Origin of the sequence: Curtanaerobium respiraculi (assembly GCF_024609215.1) — a bacterium.
Taxonomy (GTDB): Bacteria; Actinomycetota; Coriobacteriia; order Coriobacteriales; family Eggerthellaceae; genus Curtanaerobium; species Curtanaerobium respiraculi.
On the sequence record NZ_JANIPD030000002.1, the window covers coordinates 62,317 to 82,842 of the forward strand.

General features: G+C 60.5%; 21 protein-coding genes. 13 read left to right on the forward strand and 8 right to left on the reverse strand.

The features are described 5' to 3' along the window. Nucleotides 1-11 precede the first annotated feature (11 nt). From NOV21_RS02475 to NOV21_RS02485, 3 genes are all read left to right on the forward strand, one after another. Nucleotides 12-779: an ATP-binding protein gene (locus tag NOV21_RS02475; RefSeq protein WP_487292727.1), complete on the forward strand. Its 768-nt coding sequence runs from the start codon at nt 12-14 to the stop codon at nt 777-779. 398 nt (nt 780-1,177) lie between these two features. Further along, a complete protein-coding gene (locus NOV21_RS02480) occupies nt 1,178-1,747 on the forward strand; it encodes an RNA polymerase sigma factor (protein WP_283171177.1) in 570 nt (189 codons plus the stop codon). After that, nucleotides 1,744-2,964, forward strand: a complete 1,221-nt coding sequence (locus tag NOV21_RS02485) for a hypothetical protein (RefSeq protein WP_283171176.1) — start codon at nt 1,744-1,746, stop codon at nt 2,962-2,964. The genes NOV21_RS02480 and NOV21_RS02485 overlap by 4 nt, the downstream gene beginning before the upstream one ends. A 173-nt stretch (nt 2,965-3,137) precedes the next feature. Here the strand turns inward: NOV21_RS02485 and NOV21_RS02490 are convergent, their stop codons facing one another. Further along, nucleotides 3,138-4,892, reverse strand: a complete 1,755-nt coding sequence (locus tag NOV21_RS02490; RefSeq protein ID WP_283171175.1) for a PH domain-containing protein — start codon at nt 4,890-4,892, stop codon at nt 3,138-3,140. Between the two features lie 2 nt (nt 4,893-4,894). Next, entirely contained in the window at nt 4,895-5,386 is a 492-nt protein-coding gene (locus NOV21_RS02495; protein WP_283171174.1) for a PH domain-containing protein, read from the reverse strand. A 204-nt stretch (nt 5,387-5,590) separates the two neighbouring features. Between NOV21_RS02495 and NOV21_RS02500 the strand changes: the two genes are divergently transcribed. Continuing rightward, on the forward strand, nt 5,591-6,508 hold the full coding sequence (locus NOV21_RS02500; RefSeq protein ID WP_283171173.1) for a CPBP family intramembrane glutamic endopeptidase: 918 nt from the start codon (nt 5,591-5,593) through the stop codon (nt 6,506-6,508). A 104-nt stretch (nt 6,509-6,612) separates the two neighbouring features. Here NOV21_RS02500 and NOV21_RS02505 read toward each other — a convergent pair whose 3' ends face one another. The 4 genes from NOV21_RS02505 to NOV21_RS02520 all read right to left on the reverse strand — a co-directional run bounded on the left by NOV21_RS02505 (nt 6,613) and on the right by NOV21_RS02520 (nt 10,982). Then, nucleotides 6,613-7,347 (reverse strand): DUF4428 domain-containing protein, encoded by a 735-nt coding sequence (locus NOV21_RS02505; RefSeq protein ID WP_283171172.1) that lies wholly within the window; start codon nt 7,345-7,347, stop codon nt 6,613-6,615. A 792-nt stretch (nt 7,348-8,139) separates the two neighbouring features. Beyond that, nucleotides 8,140-9,243 carry a Fic family protein gene (locus tag NOV21_RS02510; RefSeq protein WP_283171171.1) on the reverse strand — a complete coding sequence of 368 codons (1,104 nt, stop codon included), beginning with the start codon at nt 9,241-9,243 and terminating at the stop codon, nt 8,140-8,142. A gap of 757 nt (nt 9,244-10,000) precedes the next feature. Next, on the reverse strand, nt 10,001-10,492 hold the full coding sequence (locus NOV21_RS02515) for a hypothetical protein (RefSeq protein ID WP_283171170.1): 492 nt from the start codon (nt 10,490-10,492) through the stop codon (nt 10,001-10,003). 37 nt (nt 10,493-10,529) lie between these two features. After that, complete coding sequence (locus NOV21_RS02520) at nt 10,530-10,982, reverse strand: LytTR family DNA-binding domain-containing protein (protein ID WP_283171169.1); 453 nt, start codon at nt 10,980-10,982, stop codon at nt 10,530-10,532. A 424-nt stretch (nt 10,983-11,406) separates the two neighbouring features. Between NOV21_RS02520 and NOV21_RS02525 the strand changes: the two genes are divergently transcribed. Continuing rightward, nucleotides 11,407-11,922: a methyltransferase family protein gene (locus tag NOV21_RS02525; protein ID WP_283171168.1), complete on the forward strand. Its 516-nt coding sequence runs from the start codon at nt 11,407-11,409 to the stop codon at nt 11,920-11,922. A 194-nt stretch (nt 11,923-12,116) separates the two neighbouring features. Here NOV21_RS02525 and NOV21_RS02530 read toward each other — a convergent pair whose 3' ends face one another. Together NOV21_RS02530 and NOV21_RS02535 are read right to left on the reverse strand one after the other, a co-directional pair. Next, nucleotides 12,117-12,869 carry a carboxymuconolactone decarboxylase family protein gene (locus tag NOV21_RS02530; RefSeq protein ID WP_283171167.1) on the reverse strand — a complete coding sequence of 251 codons (753 nt, stop codon included), beginning with the start codon at nt 12,867-12,869 and terminating at the stop codon, nt 12,117-12,119. Between the two features lie 454 nt (nt 12,870-13,323). Continuing rightward, the gene (locus NOV21_RS02535) at nt 13,324-13,548 is read right to left on the reverse strand and encodes a hypothetical protein (RefSeq protein WP_283171166.1); all 225 of its coding nucleotides are present in this window, start codon (nt 13,546-13,548) and stop codon (nt 13,324-13,326) included. A 232-nt stretch (nt 13,549-13,780) separates the two neighbouring features. Between NOV21_RS02535 and NOV21_RS02540 the strand changes: the two genes are divergently transcribed. The 8 genes from NOV21_RS02540 to dsrJ all read left to right on the forward strand — a co-directional run bounded on the left by NOV21_RS02540 (nt 13,781) and on the right by dsrJ (nt 20,513). Next, the gene (locus tag NOV21_RS02540) at nt 13,781-14,329 is read left to right on the forward strand and encodes a DJ-1 family glyoxalase III (RefSeq protein ID WP_283171165.1); all 549 of its coding nucleotides are present in this window, start codon (nt 13,781-13,783) and stop codon (nt 14,327-14,329) included. A 364-nt stretch (nt 14,330-14,693) separates the two neighbouring features. Continuing rightward, nucleotides 14,694-15,872 carry an FAD-dependent oxidoreductase gene (locus tag NOV21_RS02545; protein ID WP_283171164.1) on the forward strand — a complete coding sequence of 393 codons (1,179 nt, stop codon included), beginning with the start codon at nt 14,694-14,696 and terminating at the stop codon, nt 15,870-15,872. Beyond that, nucleotides 15,869-16,354: a hypothetical protein gene (locus NOV21_RS02550; RefSeq protein ID WP_283171163.1), complete on the forward strand. Its 486-nt coding sequence runs from the start codon at nt 15,869-15,871 to the stop codon at nt 16,352-16,354. Before NOV21_RS02545 ends, NOV21_RS02550 begins: the two co-directional genes overlap by 4 nt. A 281-nt stretch (nt 16,355-16,635) precedes the next feature. Beyond that, the gene (locus tag NOV21_RS02555) at nt 16,636-16,857 is read left to right on the forward strand and encodes a hypothetical protein (RefSeq protein WP_283171162.1); all 222 of its coding nucleotides are present in this window, start codon (nt 16,636-16,638) and stop codon (nt 16,855-16,857) included. An 85-nt stretch (nt 16,858-16,942) separates the two neighbouring features. Continuing rightward, on the forward strand, nt 16,943-17,455 hold the full coding sequence (locus tag NOV21_RS02560) for an RsbRD N-terminal domain-containing protein (RefSeq protein WP_283171161.1): 513 nt from the start codon (nt 16,943-16,945) through the stop codon (nt 17,453-17,455). A 1-nt stretch (nt 17,456) separates the two neighbouring features. Continuing rightward, nucleotides 17,457-18,467 (forward strand): sulfate reduction electron transfer complex DsrMKJOP subunit DsrM, encoded by a 1,011-nt coding sequence (gene dsrM / locus NOV21_RS02565; protein WP_283171160.1) that lies wholly within the window; start codon nt 17,457-17,459, stop codon nt 18,465-18,467. Beyond that, nucleotides 18,460-20,124: a sulfate reduction electron transfer complex DsrMKJOP subunit DsrK gene (dsrK, locus tag NOV21_RS02570; RefSeq protein WP_283171159.1), complete on the forward strand. Its 1,665-nt coding sequence runs from the start codon at nt 18,460-18,462 to the stop codon at nt 20,122-20,124. Before dsrM ends, dsrK begins: the two co-directional genes overlap by 8 nt. Beyond that, on the forward strand, nt 20,121-20,513 hold the full coding sequence (gene dsrJ, locus NOV21_RS02575) for a sulfate reduction electron transfer complex DsrMKJOP subunit DsrJ (protein WP_283171158.1): 393 nt from the start codon (nt 20,121-20,123) through the stop codon (nt 20,511-20,513). Before dsrK ends, dsrJ begins: the two co-directional genes overlap by 4 nt. The last annotated feature ends 13 nt before the right edge of the window (nt 20,514-20,526 follow it).

Below are 20,526 nucleotides of genomic sequence, written 5' to 3' on the forward strand. Positions count from 1 at the left end.
TTGCTAAAGGGCTGCTCTCACTCTTTCATCAGTACCTGGTCGTGGGCGGCATGCCCGCCGTGGTCGCGGGGTTCGCCGAAACTCAGAACTACACCTTGGCGAAGCGTGAGCAGGACGACATCCTCGCATTCTACAAGATGGACATCGCCAAGTACGTCAAGGGCGACACTCTCTGGATAAAGGAGATATTCGACCAGATCCCCTCGCAGCTCGACACGCAGTCGAAGCGATTCTCGTTCGCCAGCATGAAGAAGGGCGCCACATACGACGACTACATGCGCGATTTCCTATGGCTTTCGAACGCGGGCATTGCGCTGCCCACGAGGATCGTGACCGAGCCCCGCCATCCGCTGAGGCTCGCTGAGAATCGCGGGTACTTCAAGCTTTTCATGAACGACGTCGGACTGCTCGCCGCGTCATGCGGGCTCAAGGTGGCGAAGAGCGTCGTGAGCGACCAGCTGGGCGTGAACTGCGGTTCGATATACGAGAACGCCATCGCTCAGGAGCTCAAGTGCCACGGCTTCTCCCTCTACTACTATCGCAGCAAGGGGATTGGGGAGCTCGACTTCGTGATCGAGCAGAACGACGGCACCGTCTTGCCTATAGAGGTGAAGTCCGGTAAGAGCTACAAGCGCCACGCGGCACTCGACAATGTCCTTTCCTCGCCGAACTACAGGATCGATCGTGCTCTCGTGCTTTGCGAGGACAATGTCCGCATGGAGGGCAGGGTGATCTACTGCCCTGCCTACTGCGTCGGCCTCCTCTCCGCTGCCGTATGACCTTCAGGGGAGAGACTTCCCCGAAGGAGCGCATCCTGCTTTTAGGCATCTTTATGGAAACCCATTGCGCCATGGCATATGCTCGCTGTGGAGGAAGGTGCCCGTAAGCACCTGAAGCAAAATCCCCGAGAGCACTTAGCACATCTCGGAGACGGTACCTGTTGCCATGGAAACTCGCAAGCCGCAATCAGCAAGTATCCTATAAGCATATATCAGAATGTTTTGCGTGGCTTGCCGACCGGCGAGGGATGGATCGGGGAGACCGTCTCCCGTCCTGCCGTTCCAGCTCACAAAACGATGTCGACATTACGGTCACGCTTCAAAACCAGGCTGCGGACAACCTGCTTGGACGAGAAATCGCGAACGCGCTGTAACATTTTGCGCATCGGATTCGTTATATGAGGTGGAACGTTCCTTCTTGCATCTGCAAACCGATTGAAACGACGAAAGGATGTAAGGTGGTTTTGAAGCCCCGCAAAAGAAAGGAGCAGCTCGAGAGCCTTTTCGAGTTGCATGAGCAGGGCATGTACCGGATCGCGTACGCAATCCTGCACGATGAGGGCCAAGCGGAGGACGCGGTCATGTCGGCGTTCGAGCGTATCGTGCGCTGCGAGGGCCTGCCGAGGCGGGCGGACTCCGATGACGCCCGACGGTTGTGCGGCTCCATCGTCAAGTCCTGTGCGATAGACATTTACCGAAAGAATGCCCGCACCTGGGAGCGCGAGATGCTGACTGGCGACGCAACCATGCAGGGAACGACGATGGAGCCGCTGAAAGAAGACGCTCCGGGTTTCGACGAAATGGTCGAAACATTGCCAGTTCGCTATCGCGAGGTTGTCGTCGAGCGATTCGGCAATGGCCTTTCCATAAAAGAAACCGCCGATAAACTCGGCATTTCGGAAGGAAATGTTCGCACTCGCCAGCATCGGGCTATTACGGTGCTCCGATCGATAAGAGAGGAAGAATGATGGACATCAACGCTAAAGCGACTGCAGCCGGGTATGATGAGCCGCATGTGTTTTCAAAATCCTACGAGTGGCGCAAGCACGCGCTGCTGGCCGAAGTCTCAGGCGAAGGGGCGCAGACGGGGGCAAAAGCTCCTGCAAACAATCGGCCCTTACGCCTGCGCTTCACGTGGCGCATGGTCGCGATCGCAGCAGCTGTCTGCGTGGCGCTTCCCATGGCAGCATACGCTGCCATCACACACGCCGACCTGTTCAACGACCTGTTCGGCATAGGGTTTCGCGAAAGCGTTCCTGCCGCGCAAGTCATCCAGCCGGGCGTTGGCGACAAGACCGACGTCATGGTGACGCTGCCTGCCAAGGATTACGTGGATGTGGATCCCAAGACGGCCGAGGCGATGCTGGGGCAGTACATGAGCACCGAGTCCGTGACCGTGCAGAGCGCTGACGGGCACACGCTGACCATCAGCAATGCCGTGCGTAGCGACGAGGCGCTGCTGTACCGCTTCACGCTGGAACGCGAGGGCGGTCAGACAGCCCTTTTCTACAGCGAGCATACAAATCGCGCGAAGGGCGCCATGGCATCCGAGAGCGCACAGATGAGCTGGACGGTCGCCGGAGACGAGTTTCTCTACATCGACCTAGACGCGAGCACCGACGAGCGCGTGGTCGGATATGCCTACTCCGCGCTCGACGGCTTGCTCGCTGGCCAAGAGCTTACCGGCGTGCTACGGGATTACTCCGGGCCCGCGAGCAACACCGAGACGCTCGGGGTCGCCGAGACCGAGTTCGCCGTCCCCTGCGGTGCAACCGTGCCGTCTACATCGTTCACGAACATCGACGGCGGCTTGGCTATGCTCTCGCCGCTCGGGCTTTCGCTTGACACCCACGTGGGATTGTTCAGTCCCTTCGCTAGCAGTGGCTGCTCGATGGCCGACGACCCGTTTTGGGTACGCAAGATCCAGGTGAACTATGCCGATGGCACGTCCTACACGGTGCTTGACGAAGATTCCGAAATCGATAACACGGCAAGCCTGTGCGGCTACAACTCCGGCCTTGCCCTGGTGTTCAACCGCCTCGTCGACCCCGCGAAGGTGAAGAGCATCGACGTCATCGTCATCGACGTGCCAAGCGGCGATCCCGCCGACCTGCGCGTGGTAGATGGCGACTGGCCCGAGACGTATCCCAAGAAGACCGCGACGTATACCCTCACGCAACATTAAACCCTTCGAGGCGTGCAAGTTGCATGAAATCCCATCGCCGAAAACTGCGGCGGGATCTCCTTCAGGGATACGGACGTGGATGTTTGCGCATCGGTCGATCCTCCTCTCGTATAGGCCGGCGGGAAGCGTGAGCCCATCCAGCCGGGGATTCCCCGAATGCCCTTGGCGGATGCTCAAACGCGCGGCACCATCCAGTCGAGCCAGCGTTCGGCATCTTCGCGCGTGACATCCCAGAGCGTCGTGGCGGTGTTGCGTGTGCCCGCCGCCGTCACCATCTTCAGGCTGGCGACTTTCGCGAGGCGCTGGAAGGGGTTGGTGCGCGTCTGCCCCGACTGGATCTTCTGACGGGGGACGGTTATGAGCTCGGTGGTGAGGCCGTCGTTGCAGATGCTGGCAAAGCGCCTGTTCAGAGAGAAACCCGAACCCTTGAACCAGAGCACGGCGCTCAAGGCGGAAGCAGCGGTCGCGAGCGCGCACAACACATAGACGGCTATGCATATCGCGAGGACGGGCGAGGCTATGGGCGCATCGCTCTGCCGCTCCCATAGCCCTGCCGATGCGAGGAATGCTTGGAAAGCGGCGCAGCAAAGCGCGATGTACAACGCTGCGTTCTGCCAGATGCAACGCCGCATAAGCGCGCGTCTCAGCGCGACGCGGGGTGCGTGGGAAAGCTCCTCACGTTGCGGCATGTCGGCGAACTCGGGCAGGAGCTGTGCCAGGACTCCATCGACCTTGTCGAGCTTCACGAACGGGTGCACGGTGAGGCCCCGTGTCATGGCGGACGTGTTGCCTTGCGAGGACTTGCCCTCGTTGCCGGTGGCCGAGTCGATGCGCCCTAGCGAGATCTCGCAGTATCCCATAAGGCGCCTGATGAACGACTGCTTGATCACGACGGACTGGATACGGTCGATGTCGATGCTGCTGGACGTGTGCTGGAGGAGCCCGTGCTCGACCTCGATGCGCGATGCGCGGCGCACGAGGCTGAAGTTCCCGTACGCGAGCATGGACGAACCGACGCCGATGGCGTATCCGATCAGGGCGAACAGGGCGATCACCACGGGAACGAACGGGCCGCTGAAGAATGCCGGGGCAAGGCCGACCAATCCCATCATCGCCACGAAGACGGTGCTGTTCGAGTGGGAGAGTGCGGAGAAGAGCAGCTCCTTGCCGGTGAGCCCCGTGCGGTAGCTCTCCTGCTCCGCCTCGAAGGCGGAGCCTGCGAATACTCCGCGCCACTCGCCGACATCCGATGTGTCGCGGGCCTGCGCCGCCGCGTCCTGCGCCGCAGGCGGCACGGGCATGACGGCATCGGGGGGCGTGGGCGCTTCCGTGGCAGCTGCGGATGCCATCGCGTCCGCAGCCTGATAGGCGACATGTGCGTGCTCTCCGGCCAGGACCGCCGCCTTGCGCATGAAGAGGTCGCGGCGCAGCGCCTCGGCATCTTTCAGGGAGACATAGGGGATGCGCACGCCCCTGTTGGACGAGCCGCCGGCCGTCTCTATCTTCACGGTGCATACGCCGACGATGCGCTGGATGATGGTGGCCGTGTGGTTGACGGACTGGACGCGCGCGTAGGGAACGTGCACCCGTCGTTTCGTAACGATGCCGGAGTACAGGCTCAGCTCCTTTTCGTCGAATACGTAGTTCAGGCGCTTGTAAGCCAAGACGTGCACGAGCAGGGCCAGGAGGTATACGGCGACGAGCAGGCCGAAGCCGAGAGCGAGCAGAAGGACGATGCCCGATGCGCCGGTGCCTGGGAGGAGCCTCGCGATGCTCGAAAGGGACTGGATCCCGCCTGCGCCGAGGAAGATCAGGGCGGTGAAAGCATAGCCGATTGGCTGGAGCCAGACGTAGCTCGGGTGCACCTGGTAGCGCCGTCCCGTCTCGAACGCGCTCGTGTATTCCGCCGTCTGCTGCCGGTTCGCCATGATCACACATCCTCGCGGGCGAGACGGGCGAGCTCGGCGGCGCGCTCCCTGAGATCGTCTGCGACGCTGTCGCTTAAGCCGGGTATGACGTGCTCCTCGGCCGCCGTGGCGACCGTCACGCTCTTGAGCTTGAATGCGCGCAGGAGCGGTCCTTGGCGCGTGTCGGTGTTCTGCACGCGGATGAAGGGGATGACGTAGCGCTTGCGCCAGATGATGCCCTTCGCGATATCGAGATACTGTTCGGAGACCTCGTAGCGCCAGCGCATATAGCGTATAGGCGGGAGCACGAGCAGCCATAGGATGAGCGCCGCCCCATAGAACAGGCAGGTTGCCGTCGTGAGCAGGTTGCAGGCAGCGGCGGCCGCCGGATCGAGAGCGATAAGGCGCACGGGCACGATCACGCACAGGGCAGTGAGTGTGATCCATAGGAAGTCGTTGATGCGCCAGACGTTCTTGACGCGTGGGTCGAGCTTTTGGCTCGGTGTTTCCTTCATGTGCTCCTCGTCTCTGTTCGATTAGGCGGTTATCTCCTGAGAGGGATGCGCGCGAAACGCCGATTATTTGCGAATAGTATAACCCCGCTGTTCTCCCCATGGGAAAGTTACGTTGCGGGGGTAAGATGAAAGTCATCGGGTGCCAGGCGCCACCGTGATCGAATTGCGTGCGGGGTCTGGTGGTAAGCGAGAAAGGCGGGGGACGTGGGGAGCTTGACGAAAAAGCGAATTGCGATTTTCCTGCTTGTGACGTTCGCCCTCTCGTGGACGTATGAGTTTGGCGTGGTCTATCCAGCGAACTCGGGGGACATGAGCGGTCTGCCGCCCGCTTCGGTTCAGCTTCTCGTGGGTGCGGTGATGCTCGTGCCCGCCATCGGCGTGGCCGTCACGCGGGCGATGACGAAAGAGGGCTTCAAGGGGACGTCCTGCATCGCCCCGGTGGATTTCAGGCGAACCTGGAAGTATTGGGCGATGGGGTGCTTCGGCCCCTTCCTGCTCATCATCGCAGGCGCCGCGTTCTATTACCTGGTCGTTCCGGGGAGTTTCGACCCGGAGATGGGCTATGCGGAGAGCATGATCCCCCAACTGGAGGGGATCGATCCCGTGGCGCAGGGGATCCCGCTCGTCATCGTGGTTGCGATCGCCGCGCCCCTGGCCAATTTGATCACCTGCTTCGGGGAGGAATGGGGCTGGAGGGGCTACCTGCTGCCGAAGCTGCTCGAGGAGCATCGCGTGATCCCGTCGCTGCTTGCAAGCGGCATCATCTGGGGCCTGTGGCATGCGCCGCTCACGGTTCTGGGGCATAACTACGGTTTGGGGTATCCCGGCTATCCTGCAACCGGCATCGTCGCCATGTGCTGCTTTTGCGTGGTCGTCGGGGTCTTCCTGAGCTACGTCACCCTGCGATCCGGGAGCTGCATCCCCGCGGCGCTTGCCCATGGCTCGCTCAACGGGACCGTGAGCATGAGCTATATCTTCGCCTCATCCGCGAGCAGCCCCTTCGTAGGCCCTGCTCCCATGGGAATCGTGGGCGGCATGGGATTCATCGTCGCAGCCGCCATCCTGGGCATCGCGCTTTGGAAGACCGAGAAGCGCGGGGAACCTTTGATGCGGAAAGGGTAGGGCGTTGCTTTTGCCGGGCGAGCACAGGTCGCTTGCTGCTGCACCCCGCCGCTCCCTAATTCCGTGGGAACGGCGGGGTGTGTTCGCTTCGGATCGGCTTTCGCCTACAGGTCCAGGGCGCCGCCGCAGTATTCGCAACGGCCGTTGGCGTCGGGCATCGTCGTCGCCTTGCAATGCGGGCAAACCACCGCCGACTTGGGGGTCCGGTCCGCTTCCACCGCCTCGTGGATGCGCTCCCGTTCGGTGGTGAGCGCATCGCAGATCTCCTGGGCCGCAGCGCGCGATTGCTCCGATTCGAGCGAATGCGGCATGGGCGATGTCCCGCTCGAAACGTCGATCGTGAATCCATCGAACCAGGGGTTGTTCACGTTGACGACCACCTCGGAACTATACGAATAGGTAAAGCGCGGCGGAATATAGCTCTTGCGGTTGCCCTCCTTGTCGGTATAGGTTTCCTCTTGGCGCGTCTCGTCGAAATCAACCTGCGCGCCGGTTACCTGGCTTAAGGGGATGACGTCTGGATTGGCATCCCGCCATCCGCGCCCGCCTCGCACGACCACGAATGTGCCGTGCATATCGTCGATCATGACTTTCTCGTCAAGTCCCAGCGTGCGCGCCGCTTGGAACGCCTCGACGTCCGCCTTGTTGGCTTCGCGGTATTCCAACTGCGCCCTGATGTCGTCAAGCGTCGATCTCTTCCGCCCCGTATAGAACGGCGAGAGCTTTCCGGCGCATTCCTTGCAAATGTATCCGTCATCGATCTTGCGCTTGCCTAGAGCGCCGATCTCCTTGCCGCATACCAGACATTCGCCCTTTTTGAAACGGTCGAACAATCCCATGGTTTCCCCCTTCTCGCGCGCGGGTTCTCGGAAACTTCAGCCCAATTCGCTGTTCCATCAGCTGATCCCATCCTGTCCGATGCGCCCGCGCCCGCATAGAGTAAAATTACTCCTTTCTGCCGGGGCTGTTGAAGGGGTAGTTGCTATTCACAGTCGATTCCCCAGCGTCATTAACTTAGCTTTCGCGGAATGCGCTATCAAGTAGCTTCATCGTGTTCGTTGGCGACCCCGAACGCGTCGACCGGCGCTTTGGCGGCCCGCCTCCACCCCCGACGCGATGATCGAGCAGAGGTTGTTGCAAAAATCAAGCACTTTTTCCTTGGTAGGGTAGGAGAAGATGATGTCGGAGAGCCGTCAGCGGGCAGCATTGGACCTGTCAATTGAGGTGGTATCCTCCATTCAGTCGGCTGGCCGAATACCATCCGCCCGACATCCACCTTACTTGACCGTGGTCCGCTCGATCCGGCAGTTTCCTATGAGTCGTTCTGGATGGTGACCGCACCCGGTGGCAACACCCCCCGGGCCCTCGCCGGGGCAGGGGCAGACGGCCATCCGGGGCGGCCGGCCGGCAACCCTGGAAAGGGCTGCCGTCATCCTAGACCAACGAGCGGGCACCGCTCTGCCGCCGAGCATCGCTTCGCTCGCTCTGCCGATCGGTTTTTACTGTAAGGGGGAATCGGGTAGCGCTCGTGCGAAAGCGAAGAGTAGCATCGACGAGTGTATCCGAGAGAACGGGTAGATGACCAGATCGAATCGAGTCAGATTCAGAAAGCTCGACCAACTTGGCCGCACTTATCGTCCGAGCAGGGCCAAGATCTCGTCGCCGTTCGCGCGGGAGTAGCCGGTGAGAACGTAGGAGCGGATCCTCTGCCCGGAGAGCACCGGCTCGACGAACCCGTTCTCCACGAGTGCAGCCGTCCAGTTGATGACGGTCCTGTTCGTCACTCCCAATGCCCTTGATACGTCAATCGGCGCGTACTCGCGCACGCCATGTTCGAGCAGGTGGGCAAGGAGCCCCTTCTCCTTGGGGTTCAGACGCACCAGGCCGGCCCCGACGTCTGCCTCGACCGCTCCGCTTGCGAGGGAGGCCGCCTTGCCGGCGTAGAGTTCGACCATCCTCAGGAAGTAGTCTATCCAGATCTCGGAGTGGGGAGGGTCCTCCCTGCCGTCGTAGTAGAGCGCGGGGAGCTCCATCTGCAGCGATGCGTAGTACTCGTCCGGGTCGTAGGCGAAGTACTCCTCGAGCGAGCCTATGCCCTGGAACCCGTAGCCGCTCCGATCCAGGATATAGCCGGAGACGAGCCTGGCGGTCCTGCCGTTCCCGTCCTCGAAGGGGTGGATGGTGACCAGCTGATAGTGGGTGACCGCGGCGACGATGAGCGGGTGGTCGTCGGTTTTCGCTATGTAGCCCTCCAACTCTCGGAGCAGGGTGGGAACCTCGGAGCTGTCCGGCGGGATGTAGTCGGGGCTTCCCGTCTGCGAGTCGTACACCGCGAACAGCACGCCGGGCGGCATCGGCCCCCTGAGGCCGATCTTCTCCTCGGGCGCCCCCTTCTCGACGATGGCCTGCACTTCCAGGATGAATTCGACGGTGACCGGCGCATCTTCGCCGAGCTTGCCCTCCAGGAACGAAAGGGCGGAGAAGTAGTTCCGGACCTCCTGCTCGGGCTTGAGGAAGTGCCTGTGCGGGTCGCGGTCGATGGCGTCGTCCGCCTGCCGCTCCGTGAGTGGGTTTCCCTCGATCTTGTTGGAGGCGTACGAGCTCTTCTTCTTCGAGTTCTTCCGCAGCCTGTTCATGGCAAGCGCGGGGAGCTTGACGTTCGATACTCGGAACCTGCACTCCTCTATCGCGCTTATGCGCTTGAGCATGTCCGGCGTGACCGTGGCCTTGATCATCGCTACTCCTCCGGCGCGGCGTTTCACTGACTTTCACTATTATTTCACTAAATTTCATTGGAGGAAAGTGACAGCTAGTAATCCTCGTCCGCCACGTGCTGCATCGCCCGAATCACGTGAATCGCAGGCTGTCGTTCGCATGGGATAGAAGCGATTGGCTTTCGGGCGCCCGCCACATCTGCTGTCCCGGAACAGGTGCCGCGCGATCGCACGGAAATGGCGCTCGCGGCCAGCTCGCACCAGGCGGGTATCTGCTAGAGCGCATGGCGGATGTTGCTACCATGACGGCAATGACGCCGAGGCGGACATCGTCGTCGAGCTGTCGGACACACCCCCGCGTCTGCAGCCGTACGGCCGTAAGGCCGGCCTTCTTGATTTTCACGGGATCCACCTGGGATTCCGTGTCCGCCTCGATCGCGCCCACCGTACCGTGCCGCGTGATGTGGGGCGCAAGCGCCAGCTTCAACTACCGGTTCGCCTAGCCCGGCGCCGACGAATACGCATAGAAGGATACTGCCCGGGCCGGTCGTTTTGCAGCCCGCAGAGCGCTGCGCGCAAAATCGGATCGCAAAGCGGCACCGGGGGACGGCGGAAGCTCGTAATGCGACGAGCCGCCTCTCTCCAGTCGGCTATAGGCAGGTATTCCCGCTGCAAAGACTGAAGTCGGCGATGTCGGATAGCGCGGGGTGGTCCTTATCGAAATGACATTGGCCGTGAACGGTAACAAGGGGTAGGCCGCTTCTCTCTTCGCGTTTGCTCAGTTGCCGTGCTTCCGACGGTACGCTTCGAGCCGTTCCGTGTAGCTCGCTCCCCGCAAGCGGAAGACGATGGTGAAGGCGGCGGTGATGACGGCAAGGATCGCCACATACAGGATCGCGAAGCTCATCCATGCTTGCGGCTGTCCGCCGGGCAGCCAGTTGCCGATAGCCGCGCATGCAGCGAGCGCGACGAAATAAGTGAGCCCGAACCCGGCGATGCGCACCGGGTAGCTTGGCTTCACGAGCACCGAATAACCGAGCCAGAACTGTTGCAGGAGCCCGCCCGCAATGCCCGCCAATATGGCCGAGATGCACCAAGCCATGCCTTGATTCCATTGCCCCGCCGCGGCGCCGACGGCGCAAAACGCCGCGAGCATGATTACCGCGATGAGCGATCCTCCCAAGATGCCCTTCGCCACCGCATTGCCGAGACCGCGGTCGATATCCTCGCTGAACAGTGTCGTGGTCCGTGTCGAGTTGTTTTTCGCCATGGTGATCATCGCCTTCCTTGCGAATCGGGGGTCGTTCCTAACGTGATATTCCAAGCCGCTGTTTGATATTCTGCGCGTATGCCCGCGTGGCGAGCACTTCGATGCCGCCTTCGAGCCGCAGCAGGAGCCGTCGGTTGAGCTCGGGCCTGAACGAGGTCACTTTGTCGAAGTTCACGATCACCTGTTTGGAGACGCGTATGAACTCGGTGCCGCCGAGGGCCTCTTCCATCTCATACAGTTTGAGCGGGCTCTCCAGCGCACCTCCCGAGCACGTGTGCACCCATACGCGCTCGTCACGCGCTTCGATGAGGAGCACCTGGTCGAGCGGAACGATTTTGCGGACGATCGTTCCCGGCTCGTAGGCCACGATCCGCTCCCCGATCGACTGCAGGCGGTCGACGAGCCTTGCGGCGCGGATGTCGCCCGGGGCGCACGTCACGGCAACGTCGATGCCCCGGTGCCCCTCTTGTTCTATCAGCCGTACGTCCATGTTCCTCCAATCTTTCTTTCGTTTGAGGATACGGGATGCTTGCGCGTTGGTGGCCGTTGCAGCATCAAGATGCACAAAGCCCAAGGCAACATGCCGAAATCTCGGTTTCCGGGTCGGGGGTTTTCAATCCTCGGAAAGCGGGATGGGCTGGGTATGGGCAGGTGGATGGGCCAGGCGATCAAATGCCTGTGCCCTTCTCGTCGATACACGATTGATCGGTGATCGCGAAATGGAAGGCCGGGCTTTTCTGATGTAGAATTAGCAATGCCTTACTGTCATTCTGGGCGCTGGATTCGTTTTGGCGGCTGGGGGATTTCGAGCTGTTTGCGAGGCGGGAGGTTTTGCCGTGCCGAGTGGAAAAACGCTTCGATCGAGAAAGTGGATGCGAGCCGGTGCTGGTCGGGAAAACGAGGGGGATGCTGCCATGAGGGGTAAGCGCGAGCATCTTCCGGTCATCGGCGTGGGTCCCCTCATCGTGGGCGTGATGATCACGCTGACCGCTGTCGGCATCGCCGCCGTCTCGGTGGGGCTGCTTGCTGGTGGAGCCGTCCATGCCCTGGAGGCACCCTTCCGCATCGCCGGAATCGCGCTGATCGCGGCGGGCATTGGCCTTTGGTTCTGGGGGGTCGTTCCAAGTAGGATCGACGAGCGCATAAAACGCAACGAGCTTGCAACGGACGGGGCGTTCGCCGTCGTGCGCAATCCGATTTACTCTGCGTTCTTCATAGCCTGCACGGGCGCAACGCTGATTGCATGCAATAGATGGCTCCTTCTTATCCCGTTCGTCCTCTGGGTGTGGATGACCGTAATGCTCAAGCTGACCGAAGAACGCTGGCTGCTCGGTCTCCACGGACAACTCTATGCCGACTATTGCCTACGCGTGAACCGCTGCATACCCTGGTTTGCGAAGGGCAGGCGGGAAAACGAGGGATCGGCTTAGGGCGTACGGTCAGGCTTTCTTATTCGGATCGGAATTCCTCGGATGGGATGGGCCCGCCCTGTTTGATATGGGCATGGTTCCCGATGCCGCGGCGTTGTGCGGAAACGAATTCCCCCGGGGGCTGCAATCACCGGGGGAGAAGGCGCGGGATCTGCGACGTTGCAGATCCTCATCTCGGCATCGGCAGATGCACCCTACGCCAGCTTGGCGTACTCCTCGTCGGAGACAGGCTCGAGCCATTCGTTGCTCGCGTCTTCGCCCGCCACGGGGATCGCGAGGTGCGCCATCCAGCTATCGGCCGAGGCGCCGTGCCAGTGCTCCACGTTCGCCGGGATGTTCACCACCGTGCCGGGCACGAGCTCCACGGCATCCTTGCCGCGTTCCTGGTACCAGCCGCGTCCACCCACGCAGACGAGCATCTGCCCGCCGCCGCGCTTCGCATGGTGGATATGCCAGTTGTTACGGCAGCCTGGCTCGAAGGTCACGTTGGAGATGGGCACCTGCTCGGTCGACATCGGCGCCAGATAGCTCTGCCCGACGAAATACCGGGCATATGCATCGTTCGGCTCGCCGATGGGGAACATGAGCTGTTTTTGGAAGCGGTCCTTATCCGTGAGCGCCGGCTCGTCGTCTGCCCACACCTCCTTGGCCATGTTGAATACCGCCCATGCGATGGGCCAGCCGGCATAGAAAGCCGCGTGGGTGATGATCGCCGCGATCTCGTCGCGCGTGACGCCGTTCTTCTTCGCAGTCGATAGGTGGTATTTAAGAGAGCTGTCGGCCATCCCGCGGCCCATGAACACCGAGATGACGATGGTGCTCTTCGTCTTCAGATCGATTGTCTCATCGGACCAGACGCGCCCGAACAGCACGTCGTCGTTGAATTCCGCAAAGTCCGGGGCGAATTCGCCTAGCTGGTTGCGTCCCGCTGTCTGCACGATTTTCATGTCGGCTTCCTTCCTTTCGACGTTGATGCCATCTTGGCACAACGCGTGTCGTGATGGGCATGAAACTTGGAATACTGGCAAAAGCGGAAAGGCGGATGTCGGCTTCGGAGAGATCGTCCAATCTCGCCGACGCTTTCGCGGCACATCGGAAAAACGACAGGATGGAGGAGATGGAGGGCGAAACGGATAACGTATCGATAGCCTTGCCACCCGCCCATTCGCCCGCGTTGGCGAATGGGCGCAGAAACCCGAATGGCAAGAGAGAAAATCCGGCGAGGGTGATGTCTACGATCATGGAGAACGGGGCTGCATCAAAAGCCCCGCTAGAAAGCCGGTGTCCTTGCGTGCCGAAACATGATGAAGACGAGGGCGGGACCCCGCTATTGGGGCCCCGCCCTCTTCATAATGGGGTTATTGATACAGCCCCCTGCGCTTCAAGGGCCGTAGTCGGCGGTTACTTGCCGCCTTTCTCGTGCACGGTGCCGTCGTCGCACAGGATGGTGTACTGCAGGCCCCACCTGTCGACGGCCTCCTGGAAGCTCTCGCAGCCTTCTGCGACCACGATCGCGTTGTCGACCTCGTCGTCGTCGCACAGGATGGTGTAACCGTATTTCGAAACGATCCGCTGTGCTTGCTTGCAGGCCTCGTTCTCGTCCAAAAACTTATTGTCTTCTGCCATTCCGACCCCTTCCATCGAAATCTTTTTTAGCTTCGGCGATGGTAGCACAGCTCGGAATCCGATGAAATCGCATGAAAACATTTCGTTTCAAAAATCGCGTTTTCATGCTCTGATGTGCGATGTTTCCCTTCAAATGTGCCATTATGGGAAATGCGCTGCCTTCCGCATCGCGCCTAAGTTAAAAACGAGCAAAGCGGACCCGGCCGGGTTGCGCAGGAGAGGAGATGCAGCCATGAATGCTGTGATTATTTTCGCCGACGGTTTCGAGGAATGCGAGGGGCTGTTGTTCGTCGACGTCCTCCGTCGCGCCGAAATTCCCATCACGACGGTTTCCATTTCGGACAGCCTGACCGTGCACTCCCTGCACGATGTCGATGTGAAGGCGGATGCGCTGCTAAAGGACGTGAAGCCCGAGGACTTCGACGTGTGCATCGTCCCCGGCGGATTTATCGGCATGGACAACCTGAAAGCGAGCGCCGAGACCCGCGAGTTCGTGCAGGCGTTCGACAAACAGGATAAGCCGATCGCCGCGGTGTGCTCCGGGCCTGCGGTCCTCAAATCCTACGGTGTGGGGGAGGGGCATAAGGTCACGTCGCATTTCAGTGTGAAGGAAGAGATCGCCCCCACCGATTTCGTCGACCAGTCCGTTGTGGAAGACGGCAAGCTGATCACAGGCAACGGCATGGCCGCTTCCATTCCCGCCGCGCTCGCCCTCGTCGAGAAGATGAAGGGGCGCGAAGCACGCGATGCGACCGCCCACGCGATCGCCTACGTCGAATAGGGTCGCGCATGCTGCTGCTCATACGGCATATAGTGCTTCAAAAACAGGTAGACACTATATGTTATATGCTTGAAGGGATTGACAGGAGTTTCTAGATAACATGAGGGGGAGCGCGCGGCATCCTCCAGGACCTCACCTGACGGTAAACCTGCGCATCGAAACAGGCAAACGACCCCCGAAGGGCATCTATTTCGTTTCGCCTACGGTTGCCGTCTATGCATCGGAAAAGCGAATAGCCAACGCACGCGCCATACGCTTGCATTATACCAAACGACTATATGAAAATTACAGAAACCAATGGCATCAAATCTTGTGTGCGATATTGCGAAAACCAATAATGAGACGCAGGGAGAAGGGAGAACCTGTGGACGAATACTATGACTTGATAATCATCGGCGGCGGCCCGGCCGGGCTGGCCGCGGGCATCTACGGCGGGCGCGCTTGCCTGAAGACGCTCCTGCTGGAGAAGGGCAACATCGGCGGCCGCGTGTTCACCACGCGCGAGATCGTCAACTATCCCTCGGTGGAGGAGTCCTCCGGCCCGGAGCTGATGGAGAAGATGGAGAAGCACGCGCGCGATTTCGGCGTCGAAATCCGCAAAGAGCGCGTGAAGGCCGTCGACCTGAACACGCCGGACAAGATCGTCCGCACGCGCAAGAACACCTACCATGCCAAGGCGGTCATCATCGCCACCGGCACGTCCGAGCGCATCCTCGGGGTCCCCGGCGAGCGCGAGTTCACTGGTTCCGGCGTCAGCTATTGCGCCACCTGCGATGCCGCGTTCTACCAGGATCAGGATGTGGTCGTGTTGGGCAGCGGCGACCAGGCGGTCGAGGAGAGCGGCTTCATCGCCAAGTACGCTAAGAGCGTCACCATCGTCGTCGTGCACGACGAGGGCATATTGGACTGCAACCAGATGTCCGCCGAGCAGGCGTTCAAGAACCCCAAGCTGCATTTCGTGTGGAACAGCACCATCGCCGAAGTCTACGGCGGGGACGAGGTCGAGGGCGTGAAGCTGAAGAACGTCCAGACCGGCGAGATTTCCGACATGCCGTGCCAAGGCGTGTTCTTCTTCGTGGGCGCGGTGCCCGAGACCGAATTCCTGGAGGGCGAGGTTCCGCGGGGCTTCGGCGGCTGGCTCGAGACCGGCGACGATTTGAAGACCGCCGTCTGCGGCGTGTACGCGGCGGGCGATGTGCGTAAGAAGTACCTGCGCCAGGTTGCCACGGCGGTAGGCGACGGCGCCACGGCGGCGACGGCGGCAGAGCGCTATATCACCGAGATGGACCAGTTCAACGATGACGTGGTGAATTCCGACGAGCCCGTGCTGGTTGGCTTCTGGGACCCCAACATTCCCGGCAGCATGGACATGCTCGCCTCCATCCGCGAGCACAACCGCAACGCCGAGCATCCGCTCCGCTTCGTCGAGCTGGATGTGAGCCGCAAGCGCTGGATCGCACATCAGTACAATATCCACCTCAACGAAGGCAACAAGGCCCAAGCCATGCGCATGGGCAAGGATACCGAGGTTTCATACGTTTGATAGCCCGCGCGATCAACAAGTCATCGGTTAAGCGAACCATCGACGAGCGCGATCATGTCGCGCTCGTCGCGATGTTCGACGAAGACCCCGCGCGCGTCCTGCGCTTCCTCACCAGGCTCACGTACAATCCGTCGGGAGACACGCACGATGCCGCGATCGAGGGGCTGCGCGTGCTGTCCGAGCAGCGTTCGGAGCAGCATCCCGATTTCTTCCGCGAGATCATGCGCCGCAGCTTATGGGCGATGAACGAGGAGGGCGGGAACAACTCGTGGTCTGCGCCCGAGATCATCGGTGCCGTGATCGCGGGCAATCCGCACCGTTTCGACACGTTCTTCTCATACAACTATTGCGCGGCGGTGGAGGAGCTGATGTTCCAGCCAAGCTTGGTCAAGGCATACCAGATGGTCGCAGATGCCGACAAAGGGCTGGCGGCCGAGTTCGCCGAGCGCATCGCAACCCTCGAGTCCGAGTTGCAGGAATAACTGTAAATCCTAATAATCGATATCGGAATTATGATTAACTATATCTGAAACTATCGTCCATCGATGGGAATCCCAGCTTACGGGAGTCCTTTCTCCCGGTACCGCGTCTGATAGATCGATTTCATAGGCTAATATGGGGTAATCTGAATTTGCCATAGTCTACGCCGATACCAAGATGAAGTCATTGTATTTTACAGGGGAAAACCCTCGTGTTTTACTTCTTTTATGGAAACGGCGTGGCATACGTATGCCTGCGCCACGATTTTGAAGGGGGTCACATCATGGATAAGGGTCCTGCCGATCCGAAGATCAAGGAAGAGGTTCTCGCTTATCTTGCCACGATCGAGAAGGCGAAGAGCAAGGAAATCGCCAAGGCCATCGGCCGTCCCAAAAAGGATGTAGACCTGGCGGTCAAGGAGCTTGCCGCCGAGGACAAGGTCGAGTACCTCTACATCACCACGACGTTCGTCGCGTTGAAGGGGAAGGTCGCCGAGCCCGAGTAGGCTTTCCGCGTTCGCTCCCCTGCTTGTAGGAGGGCAGGGGAGCGTTGTGTTTTTTTGGAGAGGAAAAAAAGGAGAAGGAGGGCAGATGGGCCATTTGGCACATCGAGCGATGAGGAAGGACGAGGCAGATTCGATTGCCCGCGAATGGTGCGTTGAATTGTATGCAACGCCCGATTCGAAGGTATTCGAGGGGGATGTTTCCGACACGAGGTTCAGCAACCCCGTCGCTTACCATATCGCCCAGACGTCCCAGGACGTCGTCGGGTATCTTTTTTCAAACGAGCGCGATCCGGAGGTGCCGGAATCCGTCGATGATCTGTGCCGCCTCATCGCGCTTCAGGAGGCGAGGCCTTCCGAGGCTTTCGCCTCCTTCTTCAAGCTGCGCTCCATCGTGTTCTCACGCGCGGGCAAAAGCGGCATGGATGCGAAGACGCTTTCCGTCGTCAACGATCGCATCGACGCTTGCCTGCTGCGCGCGATGGACTGCTACACGCGTTTCCGCGAGCAGATCATGCAGCTTCGAATCGACGAGCTGAAGAGAAGTCGTGGGGCCTTCGAGGGCCGGTACAACGCGGCGCGCGTCCAAGTGGGAGCGTAGTATGAAAATCATAGTTCCATTGTGTCTGGTTGTGCTCTTGGCGCTCATCGCCTGGGTCGGCACGTCCATATTGAATCTGACATTTCTGTTCGGCGTGGTCATCCCCTATGCGGCGTTCGCCGTGTTCGTGGTGGGCTTCGTCGTGCGCATCGTGCGTTGGGGAAAGTCCGCGGTCCCGTTCCGCATCCCCACCACGGGTGGGCAGCAGAAGAGCCTGCCTTGGATCAAGTATGCCAAGACGGATAACCCATCCACATTCGCCGGTGTCATCGGGCGCATGTTGCTCGAGGTGCTCTTCTTCCGCTCGCTGTTCCGCGGCACCAAGACCGAGAAGAAGGGCGACAAGCTCTACATCAGCTCCGCGAAATGGCTGTGGTTCTTCGCCCTGCTGTTCCATTGGTCCATGCTTCTCGTGGTCCTGCGCCACTTCCGCCTGTTCCTCGATCCCGTGCCCGCATGGGTGACGGCGATCGAGGGGCTCGACGGCATGTTCCAGATCGGCGTGCCGGTGCTGTATCTGACCGACGCGCTTCTGGTCAGCGCCCTCACGTTCCTGTTCCTGCGTCGCGTGGTCATCCCGCGGCTGCGTTACATCTCGCTCTCGGTCGACTACTTCCCGCTGTTCTTGTTGCTGGGTATCGCGATCACGGGCATCTGCATGCGCTACGTCTACCGCATCGACATCACCACGGTCAAGTCTCTCACGATGGCGCTGGTCAGCTTCCAGCCCGCCATCATCGGCGAGATCCAGCCCATCTTCTACATGCACCTGTTCCTGGTCAGCACGCTTCTGGCGTACTTCCCGGCCAGCAAGCTCATGCACGCGGGCGGCATCTTCCTGAGCCCCACGCGCAACCTTGCCAACAACAGCAGGGCGGTCCGTCATGTCAATCCGTGGAACTACCCGGTCAAGGTGCACACCTATGCCGAATACGAGGAGGAGTTCGGGGAGAAAATGAAGAACGTCGGTTTGCCTTTGGATTCTGATGCGGGGGTGACCGAGAATGTCTAAGACGCCTGATCAGAAAGAAATGTTCAACTTCGACTATTCCATGCCCGAGAAGGGCTGGATGCACACGCCCACCGAGTTCAAAGAGGGCATGTACTGCTACGGCACCAAGCCGGACAAGCTTGAGACGATCGGCTTCCCGCATCCGCATAAGTGGAGCTCCAGCGACGAGGATTGGAACCTTCCGGAGAATTGGAAGGAGATCATCCTCAACGGCATGGAAGACCTCATGAAGAAGTACCGCTCCTTCAAGCTGTTCATGGATGTGTGCGTGCGCTGCGGCGCCTGCGCCGACAAGTGCCACTTCTACATGTCAACGGGCGACCCGAAGAACATGCCGGTCATCCGCGCCGAGCTCTTGCGCAGTGTATACAAGCGCTACTTCACCACGGCCGGCAAGCTGTTCGGCGAAGCCGTGGGCGCGCGCGACCTGACGGAGGACGTGCTGAAGGAGTGGTGGTACTACTTCTTCCAGTGCACCGAATGCCGCCGCTGCTCGCTGTTCTGCCCCTACGGTATCGACCAGGCGGAAATCACCATCATGGGCCGCGAGCTCCTGAACCTGATCGGCCTCAACACCGACTGGATCGCCGGCCCTGTGGCGAACTGCTACATGAAGGGTAACCACGTCGGCCTCGAACCCCAGGCCATCATCGGTAACGTCGAGTTCATGATGGAAGACCTGGAGGACGTCACCGGGCACCATTACGAGCCCTCCTTCAACCGCAAGGGCGCGGAGATCCTGCTCGTCGTTCCCTCCGGCGACCTGTTCGCCGAACCCGGCACATTCACCTTCATGGGGTACATCACGTTGCTCGAGCACCTGGGCATCGACTACACGCTGAGCACCTACGCATCCGAGGGCGGGAACTTCGGCTTCTTCACGACCAACGAGATGGCGAAGCGCCTGAACGCGAAGATCTACGCCGAAGCCGAGCGCTTGGGCGTCAAATGGATCCTCGGCGGCGAGTGCGGCCACATGTGGCGCGTCATGAACCAGTACATGGACACATGGAACGGCCCCGCCGATTTCCTGGAGCAGCCCGTCTCGCCTATCACGGGCACAGTGTTCCACAATGCGGCCTCCACCAAGATGGTGCACATCTGCGAGTTCACCGCAGACCTGATCCACCACGACAAGCTGAAGTTCGACAAGAGCCGCAACGACCACCTGCGCGTGACGTTCCACGACTCCTGCAACCCGGCTCGTGGCATGGGCATGTTCGAGGAGCCGCGCTACATCATCAAGAACGTGTGCAACAACTTCTTCGAGATGCCCGACGAGACCATCCGCGAGCGCACGCTCTGCTGCGGCAGCGGCGCGGGCTTGAACGCCGGCGAGAACATGGAGCTGCGCTTGCGCGGCGGCATGCCCCGTGCGGAGGCGGTCCGTTCCGTGCGCGACAAGTACGGAGTCAACACCCTTGCCAATATCTGCGCTATCGACCGCGTCGCCTTCCCGCCGCTGATGGACTACTGGGTGCCCGGCACCCGCGTCACCGGCGTCCACGAGATGGTGGCGAACGCCCTCATCTTGGACGAGAACGACGATCGCCAGATGGATATGCGGCTTGAGGAGCTGCCGAGTGCCGTGAAGAAGCGCGAGGCGGCCGAAGCGGCGGCCAAGACGGCTGAAGCTGAGAAGGAGGAAAACAAATGAGCGCCAAAGCGAAAATCGCGCTGTTCTCCATCGTCTTCTGCGTGCTGATCGCCCTTCCGTTCGCTGCGAACATCGGCTCCGCGAGCGAGCAGCCCGAGCCCAGCTTGGACACGCCTGCCATCAACGCCATGAAGGACAAGAAGTGCGTCGACGACACTGAGTACATGCGCACCTCGCATATGAAGATGCTGATCGAATGGCGTGACGAGGTCGTGCGCAGCGGCAACCGCTACTACACCAACGAAGACGGCCAGGTGTACGAGATGAGCATCGACAAGACGTGCCTCCAATGCCACTCGAACCCCAGTGAGTTCTGCGACAGCTGCCACACCTACGCGAACGTGAATATCAGCTGCTGGGATTGTCACGACTCATTCGAGGAGATGTAGATGATCATGGCGA

Bases quoted from the DNA above. Each gene is read 5' to 3' on its own strand.
- NOV21_RS02480 (WP_283171177.1), top strand. From the start codon at position 1,178: ATGAGGTGGAACGTTCCTTCTTGCATCTGCAAACCGATTGAAACGACG.
- NOV21_RS02485 (WP_283171176.1), top strand. From the start codon at position 1,744: ATGATGGACATCAACGCTAAAGCGACTGCAGCCGGGTATGATGAGCCG.
- NOV21_RS02490 (WP_283171175.1), bottom strand. From the start codon at position 4,892: ATGGCGAACCGGCAGCAGACGGCGGAATACACGAGCGCGTTCGAGACG.
- NOV21_RS02495 (WP_283171174.1), bottom strand. From the start codon at position 5,386: ATGAAGGAAACACCGAGCCAAAAGCTCGACCCACGCGTCAAGAACGTC.
- NOV21_RS02505 (WP_283171172.1), bottom strand. From the start codon at position 7,347: ATGGGATTGTTCGACCGTTTCAAAAAGGGCGAATGTCTGGTATGCGGC.
- NOV21_RS02510 (WP_283171171.1), bottom strand. From the start codon at position 9,243: ATGATCAAGGCCACGGTCACGCCGGACATGCTCAAGCGCATAAGCGCG.
- NOV21_RS02515 (WP_283171170.1), bottom strand. From the start codon at position 10,492: ATGGCGAAAAACAACTCGACACGGACCACGACACTGTTCAGCGAGGAT.
- NOV21_RS02520 (WP_283171169.1), bottom strand. From the start codon at position 10,982: ATGGACGTACGGCTGATAGAACAAGAGGGGCACCGGGGCATCGACGTT.
- NOV21_RS02525 (WP_283171168.1), top strand. From the start codon at position 11,407: ATGAGGGGTAAGCGCGAGCATCTTCCGGTCATCGGCGTGGGTCCCCTC.
- NOV21_RS02530 (WP_283171167.1), bottom strand. From the start codon at position 12,869: ATGAAAATCGTGCAGACAGCGGGACGCAACCAGCTAGGCGAATTCGCC.
- NOV21_RS02535 (WP_283171166.1), bottom strand. From the start codon at position 13,548: ATGGCAGAAGACAATAAGTTTTTGGACGAGAACGAGGCCTGCAAGCAA.
- NOV21_RS02540 (WP_283171165.1), top strand. From the start codon at position 13,781: ATGAATGCTGTGATTATTTTCGCCGACGGTTTCGAGGAATGCGAGGGG.
- NOV21_RS02555 (WP_283171162.1), top strand. From the start codon at position 16,636: ATGGATAAGGGTCCTGCCGATCCGAAGATCAAGGAAGAGGTTCTCGCT.
- NOV21_RS02560 (WP_283171161.1), top strand. From the start codon at position 16,943: ATGGGCCATTTGGCACATCGAGCGATGAGGAAGGACGAGGCAGATTCG.
- dsrM (WP_283171160.1), top strand. From the start codon at position 17,457: ATGAAAATCATAGTTCCATTGTGTCTGGTTGTGCTCTTGGCGCTCATC.
- dsrK (WP_283171159.1), top strand. From the start codon at position 18,460: ATGTCTAAGACGCCTGATCAGAAAGAAATGTTCAACTTCGACTATTCC.
- dsrJ (WP_283171158.1), top strand. From the start codon at position 20,121: ATGAGCGCCAAAGCGAAAATCGCGCTGTTCTCCATCGTCTTCTGCGTG.